The sequence below is a fragment of the Streptomyces sp. NPDC029956 genome (genome assembly GCF_055574655.1).
Genome location: NZ_JBVHZJ010000004.1, coordinates 186,138 through 204,705 on the forward strand (window position 1 = coordinate 186,138; position 18,568 = coordinate 204,705).

Sequence of the window (18,568 nt, forward strand, 5' to 3'; positions counted from 1 at the left end):
ACATGGGCCCGTGCGCAGGCCCATGCGGTAGTCGGGGGGTGATGTTTCACGTGAAACATCACCCCTCCGCGCGTTCCCCTCGCAAGGCCAGTGCGATCGCCGCGTAGATCACGGCCACCAGCACGACCAGTAGTGCGGAACGGCCGTCGGGCGGCAGCATCAGGGCCGCGACCCCCGCCGCGGCCACGAAGGCCACGTTGAACAGCACGTCGTAGAGGGCGAAGATCCGGCCTCGGTAGGCATCGTCCACGGAGGTCTGCACCACCGTGTCCGTGGCGATCTTGGATCCCTGGGTGGTGAGTCCGAGCACGAAGGCGGCGACGAAGAAGGGCATCGGGGCGAAGGTCAGGCCCAGCACCGGTTCGAGCACGGCGGCCGTCGCCGCGCACACCGTCATCCAGCCGAAGGGTCCGAGCCGTCCCACCGCCCAGGGGGAGAGCAGGGCCGCCGCGAAGAATCCCGCGCCCGAGGCGCCGACGGCGATCCCGAGGAGTCCGAGCCCCTCGGACTCCGTGGAGCTCCATTCGTAGCGGCAGAGCATGAGCACGGTGACGAGCAGGGCGCCGTAACAGAAGCGCATGAGGCCCACCGCGACGAGGGCACGAGCGGCGGGCCGCCGCTCCGCGAGGTGGCGCAGTCCCTCGCCCAGTCCCCGGGCCGTGGAGGCCAGCGCGGAGCTGAGCCGCTGGGGCACGAGGGCCGGATCGGGGCCCAGGAGCTCCCGGGACATCCGTAGCGAGGCGAGGGCGGCGCAGAGGTACAGGACGGCGCCGAAGGCCACCACGGCCGCGTCGGACTTGTCGGCGATCAGCTGGATGCCGAACGCGAGTCCGCCCCCCGCGGTCGCGGCGAGGGTGCCGGCGGTGGGGGAGAGCGAGTTCGCCACGACCAGCCGGTCTTCGTCGACGACGTGCGGGAGCGAGGCCGAGAGCCCCGCGAGGACGAAGCGGTTGACGGCCGTGACGGAGAGCGCGGAGGCGTAGAAGAGCCAGTCGGGGACGGAGGCCAGGACGAGCACGGCGGTTCCGCCGGCGAGGAGGGCCCGCAGGAGGTTGCCGTACAGGAAGACCTGGCGGCGCTGCCAGCGGTCGAGGAGCACCCCGGCGAAGGGACCGACGAGCGAGTAGGGCAGCAGGAGCACCGCCATGGCGGAGGCGATCGCGGCGGGGGAGGTCTGTTTCTCGGGGGAGAACACGACGTACGTGGCCAGGGCCACCTGGTAGACGCCGTCGGCGCACTGGGAGAGCAGCCGGACGGCGAGCAGGCGTCGGAAGTTCGTCAGGCGCAGGAGTACGCGCAGATCACGTACGACGGACATGGCAGCAAGACTCACATACGAAGAGGGCCCCCGGGCAGTGCCGCGGGGACCCTCGATCGACAAGCGTCGGGCGCTTTAGCGCTCGACCTCACCCTTGATGAACTTCTCGACGTTGGCCAGGGCCTCGTCGTCGAAGTACTGGACCGGCGGGCTCTTCATGAAGTAGCTCGACGCGGAGAGGATGGGGCCGCCGATGCCGCGGTCCTTGGCGATCTTCGCGGCGCGCAGGGCGTCGATGATGACACCGGCCGAGTTCGGGGAGTCCCACACCTCGAGCTTGTACTCGAGGTTCAGCGGAACGTCGCCGAAGGCGCGGCCCTCGAGGCGCACGTACGCCCACTTGCGGTCGTCCAGCCAGGCCACGTAGTCCGAGGGACCGATGTGGACGTTCTTCTCGCCCAGCTCGCGGTCGGGGATCTGCGAGGTGACGGCCTGCGTCTTGGAGATCTTCTTGGACTCGAGGCGGTCGCGCTCGAGCATGTTCTTGAAGTCCATGTTGCCGCCGACGTTGAGCTGCATCGTGCGCTCAAGACGGACACCGCGGTCCTCGAACAGCTTCGCCATCACGCGGTGCGTGATGGTCGCGCCGACCTGCGACTTGATGTCGTCGCCGACGATCGGGACGCCCGCCTCGGTGAACTTGTCAGCCCACTCCTTGGTGCCGGCGATGAAGACCGGAAGGGCGTTGACGAAGGCGACCTTGGCGTCGATGGCGCACTGGGCGTAGAACTTCGCGGCAGCCTCGGAGCCCACCGGCAGGTAGCAGATGAGAACGTCGACCTCGCGGTCCTTGAGGACCTGGACGACGTCCACCGGCTCCTCGGCGGACTCCTCGATGGTCAGGCGGTAGTACTTGCCGAGACCGTCGAGCGTGTGACCGCGCTGGACCGTGACGCCCGCGTTCGGGACGTCGCAGATCTTGATGGTGTTGTTCTCGCTGGCGCCGATGGCGTCCGAGAGGTCGAGGCCGACCTTCTTCGCGTCGACGTCGAAGGCCGCGACGAAGTCGATGTCACGGACGTGGTAGTCGCCGAACTGAACGTGCATCAGGCCGGGGACCTTGGCCGCCGGGTCGGCGTCCTTGTAGTACTCGACGCCCTGAACCAGCGAGGCGGCGCAGTTGCCCACGCCGACGATGGCTACGCGAACCGAACCCATTCCGGTTGCTCCCTGTGTGATCGTGGAAGCCCTGCTGTGCGCAGGGTTTCACTTGGCGGTGTCGTCGGACGGATCCGGCCGGGTACTGCCCCCGTGCCGGGGCAGGCCGCCCGTTTCTCCAGAATCGTTGTCGTGCAGAGCGGGGGCGTCGGGGCCGGATCGCTGATCCCGCCCTGCCCGCTCGCTCTCGATGAGCTCGTTCAGCCAGCGCACTTCGCGCTCCACGGACTCCATACCGTGGCGCTGCAGCTCAAGCGTGTAGTCGTCGAGGCGTTCCCGGGTCCGGGCCAGAGAGGCGCGCATCTTCTCCAGGCGCTCCTCCAGCCGACTGCGGCGGCCCTCGAGGACCCGCATCCGCACCTCGCGCTCGGTCTGCCCGAAGAAGGCGAAGCGTGCGGCGAAGTGCTCGTCCTCCCAGGCGTCCGGGCCGGTGTGGGACAGGAGCTCCTCGAAGTGCTCCTTACCCGCGGCCGTCAACCGGTAGACGATCTTGGCTCGGCGTCCTGCGAGTGAAGCGGCGAGAGCCTCTTCGGGAGCGCTGCCCGGTTCCTCGATCAACCAGCCGTTGGCGACCAGCGTCTTGAGGCAGGGATACAGCGTTCCGTAGCTGAAGGCCCGGAAGACGCCCAGCGAGGTGTTGAGGCGCTTCCGCAGCTCGTACCCGTGCATCGGAGCCTCGCGCAGCAGGCCGAGGACGGCGAACTCGAGGATGCCGGAGCGTCTGCTCATGCGTCGCCTCCTCCTCCGCCGTCGGGCTCTTTATGCCGTGCTGATGTATCGACTCGATACATCAGCACGATAGAACGGCCCGAAGGTCCCGACAAGTGGGCCCGCCGTGACCGGCGTCACATCGTCAATTCACAGCGTTCGACTTGCCTGATTTGGGGTGAACTCCGGCCCTAGGTGGGTTTTGGCCGTGCGTAGGCTGTGCGGCATGCAGAACACCGGGAACCGAGCGCTGCCGTGGGGCGTCAGTGCTCCGGGTGACCGGCTGCGATACGGAGGGACCTCCGATGGGGTTCCGGCCGTTCGCATTTCGGGGGGACCGGAACTCAACTGCCGCTTCCAGGCGTTCGCGCCTGCCCGAGGAGTAGTCGTTCGATGAGCGAGCATCGTCGCAAAATGCCGCCGCAGCAGCCGCCGACGGGCGGTCGCGCGGCGGCACGGCGCGCTGCCCAGCAGCCGGTGGGCCGCAGGTCGGCCCCGGCCCAAGACGTCGGTACGGGGGCCCCGTCGGCCTCGTACGGGCCTGCTTCCTCCCCCGGGGAGGAACAGCGGCCCTACGGAGGTCGCGCGGAGGCCCGGAGGGCCGCCCAGCGCGGAAGCCGCCGGAGGGGAGCCGAGACCGGCCCCGGAGGCCCTGGTGGTCCTGGAGGCGGACGGCGCGGTGGCGGTGGTGGCGGCCGCGGCAGCGGCCCCGGCCGTGGCTCCGACGGACCTCCGCCGGGCAAGAAACGGATCATCGACTATCCCCGTTACGGAAAGTACGGCTGGCGTCGCTGGATGCCGTCGTGGAAGCTCGTGACGGGTACGTTCCTGTTCTTCGTGGCCAGCCTGATGGGCGCGGGCGCGATCGCGTACACGCAGGTGGAGATCCCCAACGAGGCGCTGACCGCGAAGTCGCAGAACAACATCTACTACTGGTCGGACAAGACCCGGATGGTCGCGACGGGCAGCGGTACGAACCGCCAGATCGTCCCGTTCGACAAGATCCCGAAGTCGATGCAGAACGCCGTGATCTCGGCGGAGAACAAGACCTTCTGGGACGACTCCGGCATCGACCCCATGGGCATCGGCCGCGCCGTGTGGAACATGGCCAAGGGCGGCGAGACCCAGGGTGGCTCGACGATCACCCAGCAGTACGTGAAGAACAACCGCCTCGACGACCAGTCGCAGACCCTCAGCCGGAAGGTGAAGGAACTCTTCATCTCCATGAAGGTGGGCGGCGAGGTCGACAAGCCGGAGATCCTCGCCGGCTATCTGAACACCGCCTACTACGGCCGCGGTGCCTACGGTGTCCAGGCGGCGGCCCGCGCGTACTTCAACGTCGACGCGGAGAAGCTCAACCCCAGCCAGTCGGCACTGCTCGCCGCGGTGCTCAAGGGCGCGACGTACTACGACCCGGCCGGCTACCCGGAGATCGACTCCGAGGCCACGCCCGAGAAGAACACCGAGCGGGCCACGCTCCGCTGGTCGTGGATCCTGGACGAGATGCAGAAGGACGGGCACCTGCCGGCCGCGGAGCGTGCGAAGTACACGACGTTCCCCAAGGTCGAGAAGCCCAAGAAGAGCGCCAACCTCAGCGGTCAGATCGGCTATCTGGTCACCACCGCGAAGGCCAACATCAAGGCCCAGTTCGGCATCACCGAGCAGGACCTGGAGCGCGGCGGCTACGAGATCTACACCACCTTCGAGAAGAAGAAGGTGGACGCCCTCGAGGACTCGGTCACGAAGATCCTCGACGAGTACATCGACCCGAAGAAGCGCCCCAAGACGGACACGAACGTGCAGTTCGGCGGCGCCTCGGTCGACACGGCGACCGGGAAGATCGTCGCGCTCTACGGCGGTGTCGACGCGACCAAGCACTTCCGGAGCAACGCCGACAACACCGGCGCCCAGGTCGGATCGACGTTCAAGCCGTTCGTCCTCGCCGCGGCGATGAGGGACGGGGTCCGGCAGAAGGACCTGGGCGAGGTCCAGGACGCCTCCACCCGCACGATCGTGGACCCGGACAAGAGCCGCTACTCCGGCAAGAACGAGCTGAAGATCCGCAAGTACAACGGTGAGATCTGGCACAACGAGAAGGGCGAGGAGTGGCTCCAGACCAATGACGACGACGCGAGCTACAAGGACATGACCCTGCGTCGCGCCATGGTCAAGTCGGCGAACTCGCCGTACGTGCAGCTCGGCATGGACGTCGGCATCGACACGGTCCGCAAGGCCGCCGTCGACTCGGGTCTGCGTCCCGACTCGCTCGTCGGGGGCGAGGTGCCCTCCTTCTCCCTCGGCATCTCCAGCCCGAGCGCCATCCGCATGGCCGGCGCCTACGCGACCTTCGCCAACGAGGGCAAGCAGAACGACCCCTACTCGGTGGAGAGCGTGAAGAAGGAGGGCGTCGTCATCCACCAGCACAAGGGGGAGACGAAGAGCCCCTTCAGCCCGGCCGTCGCCAACAACGTCACCGACGTCCTCCGTTCCGTCGTGGACGACGACGAGGGCACCGGCAAGAAGGCCCGGATCCCGGGCCGCGAGGTCGCCGGAAAGACCGGTACCACCGACGGCAACAAGTCGGCCTGGTTCGTCGGATACACCCCGCAGCTGTCGACCGCGATCGACATGTACCGGTTCGACGACGACGAGACGAAGAAGGACCGCAAGTTCGAGGAGATGTACGGCACGGGTGACCAGCCGAAGATCCACGGTTCGTCGTTCCCGTCGCGGATCTGGCAGGACTACATGACCGAGGCCGTGAAGGCCTACCCGGTCAAGTCCTTCCCGGAGGCGGACAAGCTGGAGGGCGCCGAGGCCGTCTTCGGCGGTGGCGCCGCGAGCCCGACGCCGACCCCGACGGCCACCCCGACGCCCACCGAGACCTCGGCCACGCCGACGACGAGCGCGCCGACCACCACGCCGCCGCCGACGACGACTCCCCCGCCGACGACGCGGACGCCGAAGCCGGACAAGACGACCTGTGGCGTCTGGGGCTGGGGCTGCACGGACGAACCGGGCGATCCCGGCGGCAACACCGGGGAGCCCACCACCACGCCGCCCACCACCGACACACCGACCGAGACCGGCACACCGACGGACGACGGAAACGGTCCGGGCGGAGGGAACGGCAAACCCGGCAACGGGGCCTTCGCCCCCTGATCCTCCGCCGGGGGCATGCCCCGGGTCCCTGCCGACGTGTGAGACGAGGGCCGTCGCGTCCGATCCGTACCTTCCGTACGGGCCGGCCGCGGCGGCCCTCGCCGTTTTCCCGGAGCCGTACGGCAGGATGTCCCCCATGCCGAGCCTCCAGAAGACGAGCGCGCCGCAGGACCGGCCCAAGGGCCGCTCGCAGACGGTCAGCCCCACCCACCGGGACAAGGTGGCCGCCGCGGGCAGCGAACTGATCGGCGGCCCCTACGGCCGCCGGGCGCGGGCCGGCACCGGGCAGATCACGCCGGTGCGGGTGATCGCCCTCGTGGCCATCGGCATGTTCGCCCTCGGCATGGTGCAGAAGCTGCCCTGCTACAACTGGGCCTGGTTCCGGGGCACGACCTCCCAGTACACCCACGCCTGCTACTCGGACATCCCGCACCTCTTCACCGGGCGGGGCTTCGCCGAGGGCCTGGTGCCCTACTTCGACCGGCTGAGCGGCGACATACCGTTCCTCGAGTACCCGGTCCTGACCGGGCTCTTCATGGAGGTCGCGGCCTGGCTGACGCCGGGCGGCGGCGACACCATGCAGCGCGAGCAGTCGTACTGGCTCGCCAACGCGGGGCTGCTGATGGTCTGCGCGGCCGTCCTCGCGGTCTGTGTGGCCCGGACGCACCGTCTGCGGCCCTGGGACGGGCTGCTCGTCGCCCTGGCGCCCTCGATCGCGCTGACCGCGACGATCAACTGGGACATACTGGCCGTCGCGCTGACGGCCGCTGCGATCCTGATGTGGTCGCGCGAACGGCCGCTGGCCTTCGGCATCCTGCTCGGCCTGGCCACCGCCGCGAAGTTCTACCCGATACTGCTCCTCTGCCCCCTGCTGCTGCTCTGCTGGCGGGCCGGGAAGTGGCGGGAGTACGGGACGGCGGTGCTGGCAGCGGGCGGCGCGTGGCTGCTGGTGAACCTGCCCGTGATGCTGCTCGCACCCGAGGGCTGGAAGCAGTTCTACCTCTTCAGCCGGGACCGGAACGTCGACTTCGGTTCGATCTGGCTGCTGGTCAGCCAGCGGACGGGCAGCGCCATCACGCCGGGCCAGGCCAACCTGTACGCGCTGCTGCTGATGCTGGCGGCGATCGCCGGGCTCGCCTATCTCGCGTTCACGGCGCCCCGCAGGCCCCGCTTCGTCCAGCTGGCGTTCCTGATCGTCGCCGCGTTCGTCCTGACCAACAAGGTCTACTCACCGCAGTACGTGCTGTGGCTGGTGCCGCTGGCGGCGCTCGCCCGGCCGCGCTGGCGCGACTTCCTGATCTGGCAGGCGTGCGAGGTCATGTACTTCGTCGGCGTCTGGATGTACCTGGCGTTCACGACCAGCGGCAACAAGCAGGGTCTGCCGGTGGACGGCTACCAGTTCGCGATCGTGCTGCACCTGCTCGGAACCCTGTACCTGTGCGTGATGGTCGTACGCGACATCCTCGCGCCCGAGAAGGACCCGGTCCGGCAGGACGGCGCGGACGACCCGTCCGGAGGCGTCCTGGACGGTGCCGAGGACGTCTTCGTGGCGGGCAGGGCAGCCCATCCCGCCCGGCACGCGGCCCCGGCCGCCGAGGACGGGCCGCTGGTGGAATGGGGAACCCCCGGGAGCTGAACGACACCGTTGGCGAATAGGGGGCGAGCGTGACGTCGGCCTTCACGACCCGTTGTGGTCGTGAAGGCCGATGTTGTGTCTGGGGAGGGTGTCGGTGTCGCTGCACGCGAGGAAGATCGAGGGGGTGCCCGAGGAGACGGCCCGGGTGGCGCGGTCCGCGTTCCCGAAGGGCAGCCTGGCCATGCGGATCCGGGACGAGCTGGGCGAGCTGTTCACGGACGAGGACTTCGCCGGCCTCTATCCGAGCAGGGGGAAGCCAGCGTGGTCGCCGGGCCGGCTGGCGCTGGTGTCGGTCATGCAGTTCGCCGAGGGGTTGTCGGACCGGCAGGCCGCCGACGCGGTGCGCGGGCGGCTGGACTGGAAGTACCTGCTGGGGCTGGAGCTGGCCGATGCGGGCTTCGACCACTCGGTGCTCACCGAGTTCAGGGACCGGCTGATCGAGGGCGACGCCGGGATCGAGCTCCTGGACCGGGTCCTCGGCGCCGCCGCGGAGCGCGGCCTGCTCAAGGCCGGTGGCCGTGCGCGCACGGACTCCACGATCGTGCTGTCCGCCGCGCGGCAGATCAACGGGCTGGTACGGCTCAGTGAAACCCTGCGGGCCGCGTTGAACAGCGTGGCCGCCCGCGAGCCGGAGTGGCTGGCCGACTGGGCCCCGTCCGACTGGTTCGACCGGTACGCGATCCGGTTCGAAGACACCCGCCTGCCCAAGGGGAAGGCGAAGCAGACCGAGCTGATCGACCAGATCGGGGCCGACGGGCTGAGTCTGCTGGCGGCCCTGAACGCCCCGGAAGCCCCTGCATCCCTACGGCTGCTCGATCGGGTCCAGACGCTGCGGCAGATGTGGATCCAGCAGTACTTCGTCGACGACGGGCAGGTCCGCCGCCGCGACCTCAAGGACCGCCCGCCGGGCGCGGAACGGCTGGTCACGCCCTATGACACCGACGCGCGAGGCAGCGTGAAGCGCGGCACCTTCTGGGACGGCTACAAGGTCCACCTCACCGAGACCTGCGAGCCGGACCGCCCGAACTTGATCACGCACGTCGCCACCACCGACTCCACCGTCCAGGACGTACGGCTGGTCGCCCCGATCCACGCTCATCTCGCTGAGCGCGCCCTGCTGCCAGACCGGCACCTGGTCGACGCGGGCTATGCGACGGCCCGCGAAGTGGTCACCGCCCGCCGGGACCACGGTGTCGGCCTGGTGGGGCCGATCCTCGCGTCGACCAGCTGGCAGACCAAGGACAGCGGCGGCTTCTCGCAGGCCGACTTCACCATCGACTGGGACAGCCAGCGGGTGACCTGCCCCAACGGCATCACCACCAGCAACTGGCGGGAAGACCGCTCCCAATACGGGGCGGCAGTGGTCCGGGCACGGTTCCCGACGGCTGCCTGCCGGCCCTGCAAAGCGCGAGAGCAGTGCACCCGTTCCAACAACAAGTCGGACATGGGCCGCCGAATCACCCTCCGCCCGCAGGCGGAGCAGGAGGTGATCCAGCAGGCACGGGCCCAGGAAGACACCCCGGAGTGGAAGGAGCAGTACGCACACCGGGCCGGTGTCGAAGGCACGATCTCCCAGGGAGTACGAGCCTTCGGCCTGCGGCGATGCCGGTATCACGGCCTGCCCAAGGCCCGGCTGCAACACCAGCTCACCGCGACCGCGATGAACTTCCACCGCCTCAACGCATGGTGGACCGACACCCCACGAGCCCGGACCCGCACATCCCATCTTGCAGCTCTCCGGCCTGCCCATTTGACACAGCAGGCCTGCGTCCAACAGGGGCCGGGGGCCGTCAGTCCCACGAGTTGAAGAGTGTTGCGCCAAGGGTCTCCGGTCGCCAGTGCTTGATCTGACGCCACTCCGTCGCAGACAGAGCAGAGGTGTCCGACTCCGTCAGCGGCAACAGGAGCTGTGCTGCGCTCAGGAGGACAAAGCCGATGTCGGTGAGGACGGTGGCCCAAGTGGGAGGTTCCTGGAACTCGTCGGTGTACCAGTAGCGCCGGTCTCCGACGAAGGCGATCAACGGGTAGTGAGCGTGGAACAGCGCGATGTGGGCGCCGTCCCGATCGCTGATCGTGGCGCTGTGGAAGTTCTGCGGGTACTCCTGTTCCGTGAAGTCCTCGACCTGCCCGCCCGCAGCCCGCGCCGCGGCATACCAGGCGGCACGGCACGTCTGGGGATCGGTACTCGGCAGGGGCGGGTCACCCCGGTCGCGGAACCCGGTTACGCCCAGCTCCAAGCGGAAGGTGACCTGCGAGTCCTCCACGTTCACCCCTCCGAGCAGCCGTTCAACTTTGATGGCACAAACCTAGTGATCACCAACCTCCGTTAGCACAGGACATTCGCCAACGGTGTCGCTGAACTCCCGGGGGTGAGGGGCGATCGGCCGGCTCAGCGCTCGACGAGCCGGTCGAACTGCGTCGTGGTGTGGCGCAGATGCGCCACGAGCTCGTCGCCCACCCGGGGCTCCTGGGCGTCGGCCGGCACGAACAGGATCGACACCTGCATGTGCGGCGGCTCGGCGAACCAGCGCTGCTTCCCGGCCCAGACGAAGGGCGAAAGGTTCCGGTTGACGGTCGCGAGACCGGCCCGTGCGACCCCCTTGGCGCGCGGCATGACGCCGTGCATGGCCTTGGGGGCCTCCAGCCCCACACCGTGCGAGGTGCCGCCGGCGACGACGACCAGCCAGCCGTCCGACGCGGCCTTCTGCTGGCGGTAGCCGAACCGGTCGCCCTTGGCGACCCGGGTCACGTCGAGGACCGCACCCCGGTACTCCGTGGCCTCGTGGTCGCCCAGCCACAGCCGGGTGCCGATGCGGGCGCGGAAGCGCGTCTGCGGGAACTGCTGCTGGAGCCGCGCCTGCTCCTCGGCCCGCAGGTGGCTGACGAACATGGTGTGCAGCGGCAGCCGGGCGGCCCGCAGCCGGTCCATCCAGCCGATGACCTCCTCGACGGCGTCGGTGCCGTCCGGGCGGTCCAGCGGGAGGTGGAGGGCGAAGCCCTCCAGGCGGACGTCCTCGATGGCGGAGTGGAGCTGCTGGAGCTCCTCCTCACGCACGCCGTGCCGCTTCATCGAGCTCATGCACTCGATGACGACGCGGGCCCCCACCAGGGCGTGGACGCCGTCCACGGAGGACACGGAACGGATGACCCGGTCGGGCAGCGGAACCGGTTCTTCACCCCGGCGGAAGGGGGTGAGGACCAGCAGATCCCCGCTGAACCAGTCCTTGATCCGCGCGGCCTCGTACGTGGTGCCCACGGCGAGGATGTCGGCGCCGAACCGGGCCGCCTCGTCCGCGAGGCGTTCGTGGCCGAAGCCGTAGCCGTTGCCCTTGCAGACCGGGATGACACCGGGGAACTGGTCGATGACGGTCTTCTGGTGCGCGCGCCAGCGAGCGGTGTCGACGTAGAGGGAGAGCGCCATGGCCGGCCCGGAACCTTTCTGATGGCAGCGGTGTGTCAAAGGTATGTACGAGACTACGGAAACGTCGGCGAAGCGGCACGGGGCTGCGGCGGCGACGACACCGATCAGCGGCGCGACATGTAGATGTCGAGCGCCTTGTGCAGCAGCTTGTTCAGCGGGAAGTCCCACTCGCCGACGTACTCGACGGCCTCGCCGCCCGTGCCCACCTTGAACTGGATGAGCCCGAAGAGGTGGTCGGTCTCGTCGAGCGAGTCCGAGATGCCCCGCAGGTCGTAGACGGTCGCGCCCATCGCGTAGGCGTCGCGCAGCATGCGCCACTGCATCGCGTTCGAGGGCCGGACCTCACGGCCGATGTTGTCGGAGGCACCGTAGGAGTACCAGACGTGGCCGCCGACGACGAGCATCGTCGCCGCGGAGAGGTTCACGCCGTTGTGGCGGGCGAAGTAGAGCCGCATGCGGTTGGGGTCCTCGCTGTTGAGGACCGTCCACATGCGCTGGAAGTACGAGAGCGGGCGCGGCCGGAAGTGGTCACGGACCGCCGTGATCTCGTACAGCCGCTGCCACTCGGCCAGGTCCTCGTAGCCGCCCTGGACGACCTCGACACCGGCCTTCTCGGCCTTCTTGATGTTGCGGCGCCACAGCTGGTTGAAGCCCTTGAGGACGTCGTCGAGCGAGCGGTTCGCGAGCGGGACCTGGAAGACGTAGCGGGGCTGCACGTCGCCGAAGCCGGCGCCGCCGTCCTCGGCCTGCTGCCAGCCCATCTTCCGCAGCCGGTCCGCGACTTCGAAGGCGCGGGGCTCGATGTGGGTGGCCTCGACGTCCTTGAGGCGCTTGACGTCCGGGTCCTGGATGCCGGACTTGATGGCGGCCGAGTCCCAGCGCCGGATGACGACCGGCGGGCCCATCTTCACGGAGAAGGCGCCCTGCTGCTTGAGGTGCGCCAGCATCGGGTTCAGCCAGTCGTCGAGGTTGGGCGCGTGCCAGTTGATGACCGGGCCCTCGGGCAGATAGGCCAGGTAGCGCTTGATCTTCGGGAGCTGGCGGTAGAGCACGAGGCCGGCGCCGACGAGTTCGCCGTTCTTGTCGAACCAACCGAGGTTCTCCGAGCGCCACTCGGTCTTCACATCAGCCCACGCCGGGACCTGGCAGTGGCTCGCCGCAGGCTGGCTCTGGATGTACGCCAGATGCTGCTCACGGCTGATGGTCCTCAGGGTCAGGCTCATGCGGGGCGCTCCTCGGCAGGTGTGTCCCCATCGGTCAGGGGCTCCGGCTCTCGCGCCGAAGCCTACTGTGACCGGGGAGCGCCCCGAATGGCTGTGTGCGTCCTGACGTGCCCCTGGGCTCAGCTGATGACCCCGCCGAAGAGCCCGCCGTGCGCCATGCCGAGGTAGAACCCGAACGCCGACGCGCCCAGTCCGAGGATCAGCAGGAAGCGCTCGCGTGTCGTCACGGAGATGAACTGTCCGTAGGCACCGGTCAGGATGCCGATCAGGCCCGCCCAGGAGCTCAGCAGGTGCAGGCTGTGGAACTGTGCCGTGACGAAGGCGAGGACACCGAGGACCAGGGTCACCCCGACCAGGGTGTCCTGGATGGGGTGCGGTTTGCCGTCGGTGGCGAAGAGGGAGTGGCCGGGGTCGGGTCGCATTGCCTGTGCCATGGGGCACCTCCTGGCGTAGCTGCCGGAAGGCGGCGCATCGTAGCGCCGCCGACATCCGTTGTGTACAGATTGCGTCCCCTCACCAGTGAATTTCAACCGGAGGGCGGTGAGCGGGTACTCTGTACGGTCTGCACCGGTGTCTGCCCTGGTCCGTCTGGATCCCGGCAGTGCCCCTCGCTCGCCGAGGGGGACTGTCAGTGGTGGCGGATACCGTTGCTTACGCATCACGACCCTCCTGCCACGGAACGACCGTGGCCGCTGAGTCCAAAGGAGGTGGGTTCCACATGCGTCACTACGAAGTGATGGTCATCCTCGACCCCGATCTCGAGGAGCGCGCTGTCTCCCCGCTGATCGAGAACTTCCTTTCCGTCGTCCGTGAGGGCAACGGAAAGGTCGAGAAGGTCGACACCTGGGGCCGTCGTCGTCTCGCCTACGAGATCAAGAAGAAGCCCGAGGGCATCTACTCGGTCATCGACCTGCAGGCCGAGCCTGCGGTCGTCAAGGAGCTCGACCGACAGCTCAACCTGAACGAGTCGGTCCTCCGGACCAAGGTCCTCCGTCCCGAGACCCACTGAGCGTCTAGCTCAGTGGTCTTCGGATCCGAGTAGCAGCAAAGCAGCCAGAAGCAATCCCGCCGAGAGGTTCCCCCATGGCAGGCGAGACCGTCATCACGGTCGTCGGCAATCTTGTCGACGACCCCGAGCTGCGCTTCACCCCGTCCGGTGCGGCGGTCGCGAAGTTCCGTATCGCGTCCACCCCCCGCACCTTCGACCGTCAGACCAACGAGTGGAAGGACGGCGAAAGCCTCTTCCTCACCTGCTCGGTCTGGCGTCAGGCGGCGGAGAACGTCGCGGAGTCGCTTCAGCGAGGCATGCGCGTCGTCGTGCAGGGCCGACTGAAGCAGCGGTCCTACGAGGACCGTGAGGGCGTCAAGCGCACGGTCTACGAGCTGGATGTCGAGGAAGTCGGCCCCAGCCTCAAGAACGCCACGGCCAAGGTCACCAAGACCACCGGTCGAAGCGGCCAGGGCGGTTACGGCGGCGGGGGCGGCGGCGGCCAGCAGGCCGGCGGCGGTGGCAGCTGGGGTGGAAACTCCGGCGGTGGCCAGCAGGGTGGTGGCGGTGCTCCCGCCGACGACCCGTGGGCGACCGGCGGTCCCTCCTCCTCCGGCGGCGGCCAGCAGCAGGGCGGCGGAGGCGGCTGGGGTGGAAACTCCAGCGGCGGCGGCTACTCGGACGAGCCCCCCTTCTAGGCCACGGCCCGGAAGCAGCTCGTACCCCCATTCTTGATCACACAGGAGAAACACCATGGCGAAGCCGCCTGTGCGCAAGCCTAAGAAGAAGGTCTGCGCGTTCTGCAAGGACAAGACCCAGTACGTGGACTACAAGGACACGAACATGCTGCGGAAGTTCATTTCCGACCGCGGCAAGATCCGTGCCCGCCGCGTGACCGGCAACTGCACGCAGCACCAGCGTGACGTCGCCACGGCCGTCAAGAACAGCCGTGAGATGGCGCTGCTGCCCTACACGTCCACCGCGCGATAAGGAAAGGGTGACCGAATAATGAAGATCATCCTGACCCACGAGGTCTCCGGCCTCGGCACCGCCGGCGACGTCGTCGACGTCAAGGACGGCTACGCCCGCAACTACCTGGTCCCGCGTGGCTTCGCCATCCGCTGGACCAAGGGTGGCGAGCAGGACGTGGCGCAGATCCGCCGCGCCCGCAAGATCCACGAGATCGCGACCATCGAGCAGGCCAACGAGATCAAGGCCAAGCTCGAGGGCACGAAGGTGCGCCTGGCCGTTCGCTCCGGCGACGCCGGCCGTCTCTTCGGCTCCGTGACCCCGGCCGACATCGCCTCGGCGATCAAGGCCGCGGGTGGCCCCGACGTCGACAAGCGTCGCGTCGAGCTCGGTTCGCCGATCAAGACCCTGGGCTCGCACCAGGTGTCCGTGCGTCTGCACGCCGACGTTGCCGCGAAGCTCGGCGTCGAGATCGTCGCCGCGTAACGCTGCCGCCGGCGCTCTGCGCTGAGCAGTGAGGAAGGGCCGCACCCCTCGGGGTGCGGCCCTTCCGCTGTGTCGGGGGCTGCGTTCGTTCTGTGGGCTGGGGCTGGGGCTGGGGCTGGGGCTGTGTCGGGGGCTGGAGGGCTGGTTCTCGGCTTCGTTTCACGTGAAACAGGGCGTTTCACGTGAAACATTCAGCGCGTGGCGCCGGTGACGATCCAGCGGCCCGAGCGCGAGCGGAGCCACAGCGTGGCCATCCGGACGGACATCATCAGCGTCATCGCCCACCAGAGCGCCGTGAGTCCGCCGCCGAGCGCCGGGACCAGCAGGGCCACCGGGGCGAAGACGACGAGCGTCAGCAGCATGGCCCAGGCCAGGTAGGGTCCGTCCCCCGCGCCCATCAGGACACCGTCGAGCACGAAGACGACCCCGGAGATCGGCTGCGAGAGCGCGACCACGAGCAGGGCCGGGAGCAGGGTGTCCTGGACGGCCGGGTCGCCGGTGAAGAGCGGGATGAACAGGGGGCGGGCGACGATGAGCAGTGCGCCGAGCGCCACGCCGGAGACGACGCCCCACTGGACCATGCGGCGGCAGACCTGACGGGCGCCCTCGGCGTCGTTCGCGCCGAGGTAGCGGCCGATGATGGCCTGGCCCGCGATCGCGATCGCGTCGAGGGCGAAGGCCATCAGGCTCCACAGGGACAGGATGATCTGGTGGGCCGCGACCTCCGCGTCGCCCATCCGGGCAGCGACGGCCGTGGCGATCATCAGGACCGCGCGGAGCGAGAGCGTACGGACGAGGAGCGGGACTCCGGCCTGGGCGGAGGCGCGTATGCCGGCCGCGTCGGGGCGGAGGGAGGCTCCGTGGCGCCGGGCGCCTCGTACGACCACGACGAGGTAGGCGACGGCCATGCCGTACTGGGCGATCACGGTGCCCCAGGCCGAGCCTGCGATGCCCAGACCGGCGCCGTAGACGAGGCCGACGTTGAGCGCACCGTTGGCCGCGAAGCCGCCGATGGCCACGTAGAGCGGTGTACGGGTGTCCTGGAGGCCGCGCAGGATGCCGGTGGCGGCCAGGACCACCAGCATGGCGGGGATGCCGAGGCTGGAGATCCTGAGGTACGTGACGGCGTAGGGCGTGGCGGTGTCGGAGGCCCCGAAGAGGTCGATGAGCCAGGGCGACGCGGGCAGGGTCAGCGCGACGACGGCGGCGCCGAGAAGGAGGGCGAGCCAGATGCCGTCCATGCCCTGCCGGATCGCGGCCGGGAGGTCGCCGGCGCCGACGCGGCGGGAGACGGCGGCCGTGGTGGCGTAGGCGAGGAAGACGAAGACGCTGACGGCTGTGGACAGCAGTGCGGCGGCGATCGCGAGACCCGCCAGCTGGGGGGTGCCGAGATGGCCGACGATCGCACTGTCGACCATGAGGAAGAGCGGCTCAGCGACGAGCGCGGCGAAGGCCGGCAGGGCGAGGGAGACGATCTCGCGGTCGTGCTGTCGGCGGACGGCCTTGGTCGTCACGGGGGCCTGGGTCATGGGGTCAATCTAATCTTCCACAGGTAAGAGATGCAATGCATCTGTGATCCTTACTTGCGGAGGGCAAGGTGCTTCGGGTGTGGGTCGTTTGTTCTGATCTTGGTCCAGGGGGAAAAGTTTTTCTCCCCCACAGCCCGTGGATGGGGAAAGTGCAGGTCAGGCCGGTGAGGCTGGGGGTCCTATGAGTTTGTCCACATGGCTGTCCCCCGGTCCGTGCACAGGTTCCGGCGAGTTCTCCACAGGCTGGGGCCCTTCACCCACAGGGCCTGTGGATAACCAGATTGGCTGACGCCTCTCGCGGGCCTACCGTGGTCCGGCGCCCGACGCGCCAGAAGCGGTCGCAAAGCCACTCGTTGATCAAGCCCGTGGCGTAAGAAAGAGTGGCACGGCGATGTCCGCGGAGCGGACGGGAGGAGGTGCTTGGTGAGCATTCCCGAGCCCATGGACGACCCTTGGGCCGACAGCGGACCGAGCGACCGACTGCCCACCCGTACCCGCGGCGAGGGGCGCGGCCGTGGCCGCGGTCGGGACGACCAGCACGAGCGGGGCGGCGAGGGCGGCCCCTGGGACGGCGGGCTCTCCGGCTTCGAGCGTGTTCCCCCGCAGGACCTCGACGCCGAGCAGTCCGTCCTCGGCGGCATGCTGCTCTCCAAGGACGCCATCGCGGACGTCGTGGAGATCATCAAGGGCAACGACTTCTACAAGCCCGCCCACGAGACCGTCTACGCCGCGATCCTCGACCTCTATGCCAAGGGCGAGCCGGCCGACCCGATCACGGTCGGCGCCGAGCTCACCAAGCGCGGTGAGATCACCCGTGTCGGTGGTGCCTCCTACCTGCACACCCTGGTCCAGTCGGTACCGACGGCGGCGAACGCCTCGTACTACGCGGAGATCGTCCACGAGCGTGCCGTCCTGCGCCGCCTCGTCGAGGCCGGCACCAAGATCACGCAGATGGGCTACGCGGCCGACGGAGACGTCGACGAGATCGTGAACTCGGCCCAGGCGGAGATCTACGCGGTCACCGAACAGCGGACCACCGAGGACTATCTGCCGCTCGGCGACATCATGGAGGGGGCGCTCGACGAGATCGAGGCGATCGGCTCCCGCAGCGGTGAGATGACCGGTGTGCCCACCGGCTTCACCGACCTGGACTCGCTCACCAACGGTCTACACCCCGGTCAGATGATCATCATCGCGGCGCGTCCCGCCATGGGTAAGTCGACCCTCGCCCTGGACTTCGCGCGGGCGGCGTCCATCAAGCACAACCTGCCCAGCGTCATCTTCTCCCTCGAAATGGGCCGCAACGAGATCGCGATGCGTCTCCTCTCGGCCGAGGCCCGGGTCGCGCTGCACCACATGCGCTCCGGCACGATGACCGACGAGGACTGGACCCGGCTCGCCCGCCGGATGCCGGACGTCTCCCAGGCACCGCTCTACATCGACGACTCCCCGAACCTGTCGATGATGGAGATCCGGGCGAAGTGCCGCCGTCTCAAGCAGCGCAACGGGCTCAAGCTCGTCATCATCGACTACCTGCAGCTGATGCAGTCCGGTGGTTCGAAGCGGCAGGAGAGCCGTCAGCAAGAGGTCTCCGACATGTCGCGAAACCTGAAGCTCCTCGCCAAGGAGCTCGAGCTGCCGGTCATCGCGCTCTCCCAGCTGAACCGTGGTCCCGAGCAGCGAACCGACAAGAAGCCGATGGTCTCCGACCTGCGTGAGTCCGGCTCGATCGAGCAGGACGCGGACATGGTCATCCTGCTGCACCGCGAGGACGCGTACGAGAAGGAGTCACCGCGAGCGGGCGAGGCCGACATCATCGTCGGCAAGCACCGTAACGGCCCGACGGCCACGATCACCGTGGCCTTCCAGGGCCACTACTCCCGTTTCGTGGACATGGCTCAGACCTGACCTCGGACGCGGCCCGTCGTCGGGCGGACGGACCGGCCGGGGCCCAGGAGGCCGGCCGGCCG

General features: G+C 68.7%; 16 protein-coding genes. 8 read left to right on the plus strand and 8 right to left on the minus strand.

Translation table 11 applies throughout. From position 1 onward, the window contains the following. Window positions 1-58: 58 nt before the first annotated feature. From ACZ4XX_RS04695 to ACZ4XX_RS04705, 3 genes are all read right to left on the minus strand, one after another. On the minus strand, window positions 59-1,318 hold the full coding sequence (locus tag ACZ4XX_RS04695; protein WP_468506519.1) for an MFS transporter: 1,260 nt from the start codon (window positions 1,316-1,318) through the stop codon (window positions 59-61). A 75-nt stretch (window positions 1,319-1,393) separates the two neighbouring features. After that, a complete protein-coding gene (locus tag ACZ4XX_RS04700; RefSeq protein ID WP_468506520.1) occupies window positions 1,394-2,476 on the minus strand; it encodes an inositol-3-phosphate synthase in 1,083 nt (360 codons plus the stop codon). A 48-nt stretch (window positions 2,477-2,524) separates the two neighbouring features. After that, on the minus strand, window positions 2,525-3,205 hold the full coding sequence (locus ACZ4XX_RS04705) for a PadR family transcriptional regulator (protein WP_189833684.1): 681 nt from the start codon (window positions 3,203-3,205) through the stop codon (window positions 2,525-2,527). Between the two features lie 372 nt (window positions 3,206-3,577). Here ACZ4XX_RS04705 and ACZ4XX_RS04710 point away from each other — a divergent pair, with 372 nt between their 5' ends. The 3 genes from ACZ4XX_RS04710 (at window position 3,578) to ACZ4XX_RS04720 (ending at window position 9,789) form a co-directional block, all read left to right on the plus strand. After that, a complete protein-coding gene (locus ACZ4XX_RS04710) occupies window positions 3,578-6,346 on the plus strand; it encodes a transglycosylase domain-containing protein (RefSeq protein WP_468506521.1) in 2,769 nt (922 codons plus the stop codon). 136 nt (window positions 6,347-6,482) lie between these two features. Then, window positions 6,483-7,982, plus strand: a complete 1,500-nt coding sequence (locus ACZ4XX_RS04715; protein WP_468506522.1) for a glycosyltransferase family 87 protein — start codon at window positions 6,483-6,485, stop codon at window positions 7,980-7,982. A 94-nt stretch (window positions 7,983-8,076) separates the two neighbouring features. Next, window positions 8,077-9,789 (plus strand): IS1182 family transposase, encoded by a 1,713-nt coding sequence (locus ACZ4XX_RS04720; protein ID WP_328485249.1) that lies wholly within the window; start codon window positions 8,077-8,079, stop codon window positions 9,787-9,789. Here the strand turns inward: ACZ4XX_RS04720 and ACZ4XX_RS04725 are convergent. The 4 genes from ACZ4XX_RS04725 to ACZ4XX_RS04740 all read right to left on the minus strand — a co-directional run bounded on the left by ACZ4XX_RS04725 (window position 9,773) and on the right by ACZ4XX_RS04740 (window position 13,060). Further along, on the minus strand, window positions 9,773-10,246 hold the full coding sequence (locus ACZ4XX_RS04725) for a hypothetical protein (RefSeq protein ID WP_328485248.1): 474 nt from the start codon (window positions 10,244-10,246) through the stop codon (window positions 9,773-9,775). The genes ACZ4XX_RS04720 and ACZ4XX_RS04725 overlap by 17 nt on opposite strands. A gap of 125 nt (window positions 10,247-10,371) precedes the next feature. Beyond that, on the minus strand, window positions 10,372-11,403 hold the full coding sequence (locus ACZ4XX_RS04730) for an alanine racemase (RefSeq protein ID WP_468506523.1): 1,032 nt from the start codon (window positions 11,401-11,403) through the stop codon (window positions 10,372-10,374). 104 nt (window positions 11,404-11,507) lie between these two features. Beyond that, entirely contained in the window at window positions 11,508-12,626 is a 1,119-nt protein-coding gene (locus tag ACZ4XX_RS04735; protein ID WP_468506524.1) for a lipid II:glycine glycyltransferase FemX, read from the minus strand. A gap of 119 nt (window positions 12,627-12,745) precedes the next feature. Further along, a complete protein-coding gene (locus ACZ4XX_RS04740; protein ID WP_468506525.1) occupies window positions 12,746-13,060 on the minus strand; it encodes a hypothetical protein in 315 nt (104 codons plus the stop codon). Between the two features lie 284 nt (window positions 13,061-13,344). On the opposite strand from ACZ4XX_RS04740, the gene rpsF reads away from it, so the two are divergent. From rpsF to rplI, 4 genes are all read left to right on the plus strand, one after another. Next, on the plus strand, window positions 13,345-13,635 hold the full coding sequence (rpsF, locus tag ACZ4XX_RS04745; protein ID WP_015034882.1) for a 30S ribosomal protein S6: 291 nt from the start codon (window positions 13,345-13,347) through the stop codon (window positions 13,633-13,635). Between the two features lie 74 nt (window positions 13,636-13,709). Next, complete coding sequence (locus ACZ4XX_RS04750) at window positions 13,710-14,312, plus strand: single-stranded DNA-binding protein (protein WP_468506526.1); 603 nt, start codon at window positions 13,710-13,712, stop codon at window positions 14,310-14,312. Window positions 14,313-14,367: 55 nt separating this feature from the next. After that, window positions 14,368-14,604: a 30S ribosomal protein S18 gene (gene rpsR / locus ACZ4XX_RS04755; protein WP_003967857.1), complete on the plus strand. Its 237-nt coding sequence runs from the start codon at window positions 14,368-14,370 to the stop codon at window positions 14,602-14,604. An 18-nt stretch (window positions 14,605-14,622) separates the two neighbouring features. Beyond that, a complete protein-coding gene (gene rplI, locus ACZ4XX_RS04760; protein ID WP_030317964.1) occupies window positions 14,623-15,069 on the plus strand; it encodes a 50S ribosomal protein L9 in 447 nt (148 codons plus the stop codon). A 191-nt stretch (window positions 15,070-15,260) separates the two neighbouring features. Here rplI and ACZ4XX_RS04765 read toward each other — a convergent pair whose 3' ends face one another. After that, on the minus strand, window positions 15,261-16,598 hold the full coding sequence (locus ACZ4XX_RS04765) for an MATE family efflux transporter (RefSeq protein WP_468506527.1): 1,338 nt from the start codon (window positions 16,596-16,598) through the stop codon (window positions 15,261-15,263). A 423-nt stretch (window positions 16,599-17,021) separates the two neighbouring features. Here ACZ4XX_RS04765 and dnaB point away from each other — a divergent pair, with 423 nt between their 5' ends. Further along, window positions 17,022-18,506: a replicative DNA helicase gene (gene dnaB, locus ACZ4XX_RS04770; RefSeq protein WP_079041843.1), complete on the plus strand. Its 1,485-nt coding sequence runs from the start codon at window positions 17,022-17,024 to the stop codon at window positions 18,504-18,506. The last annotated feature ends 62 nt before the right edge of the window (window positions 18,507-18,568 follow it).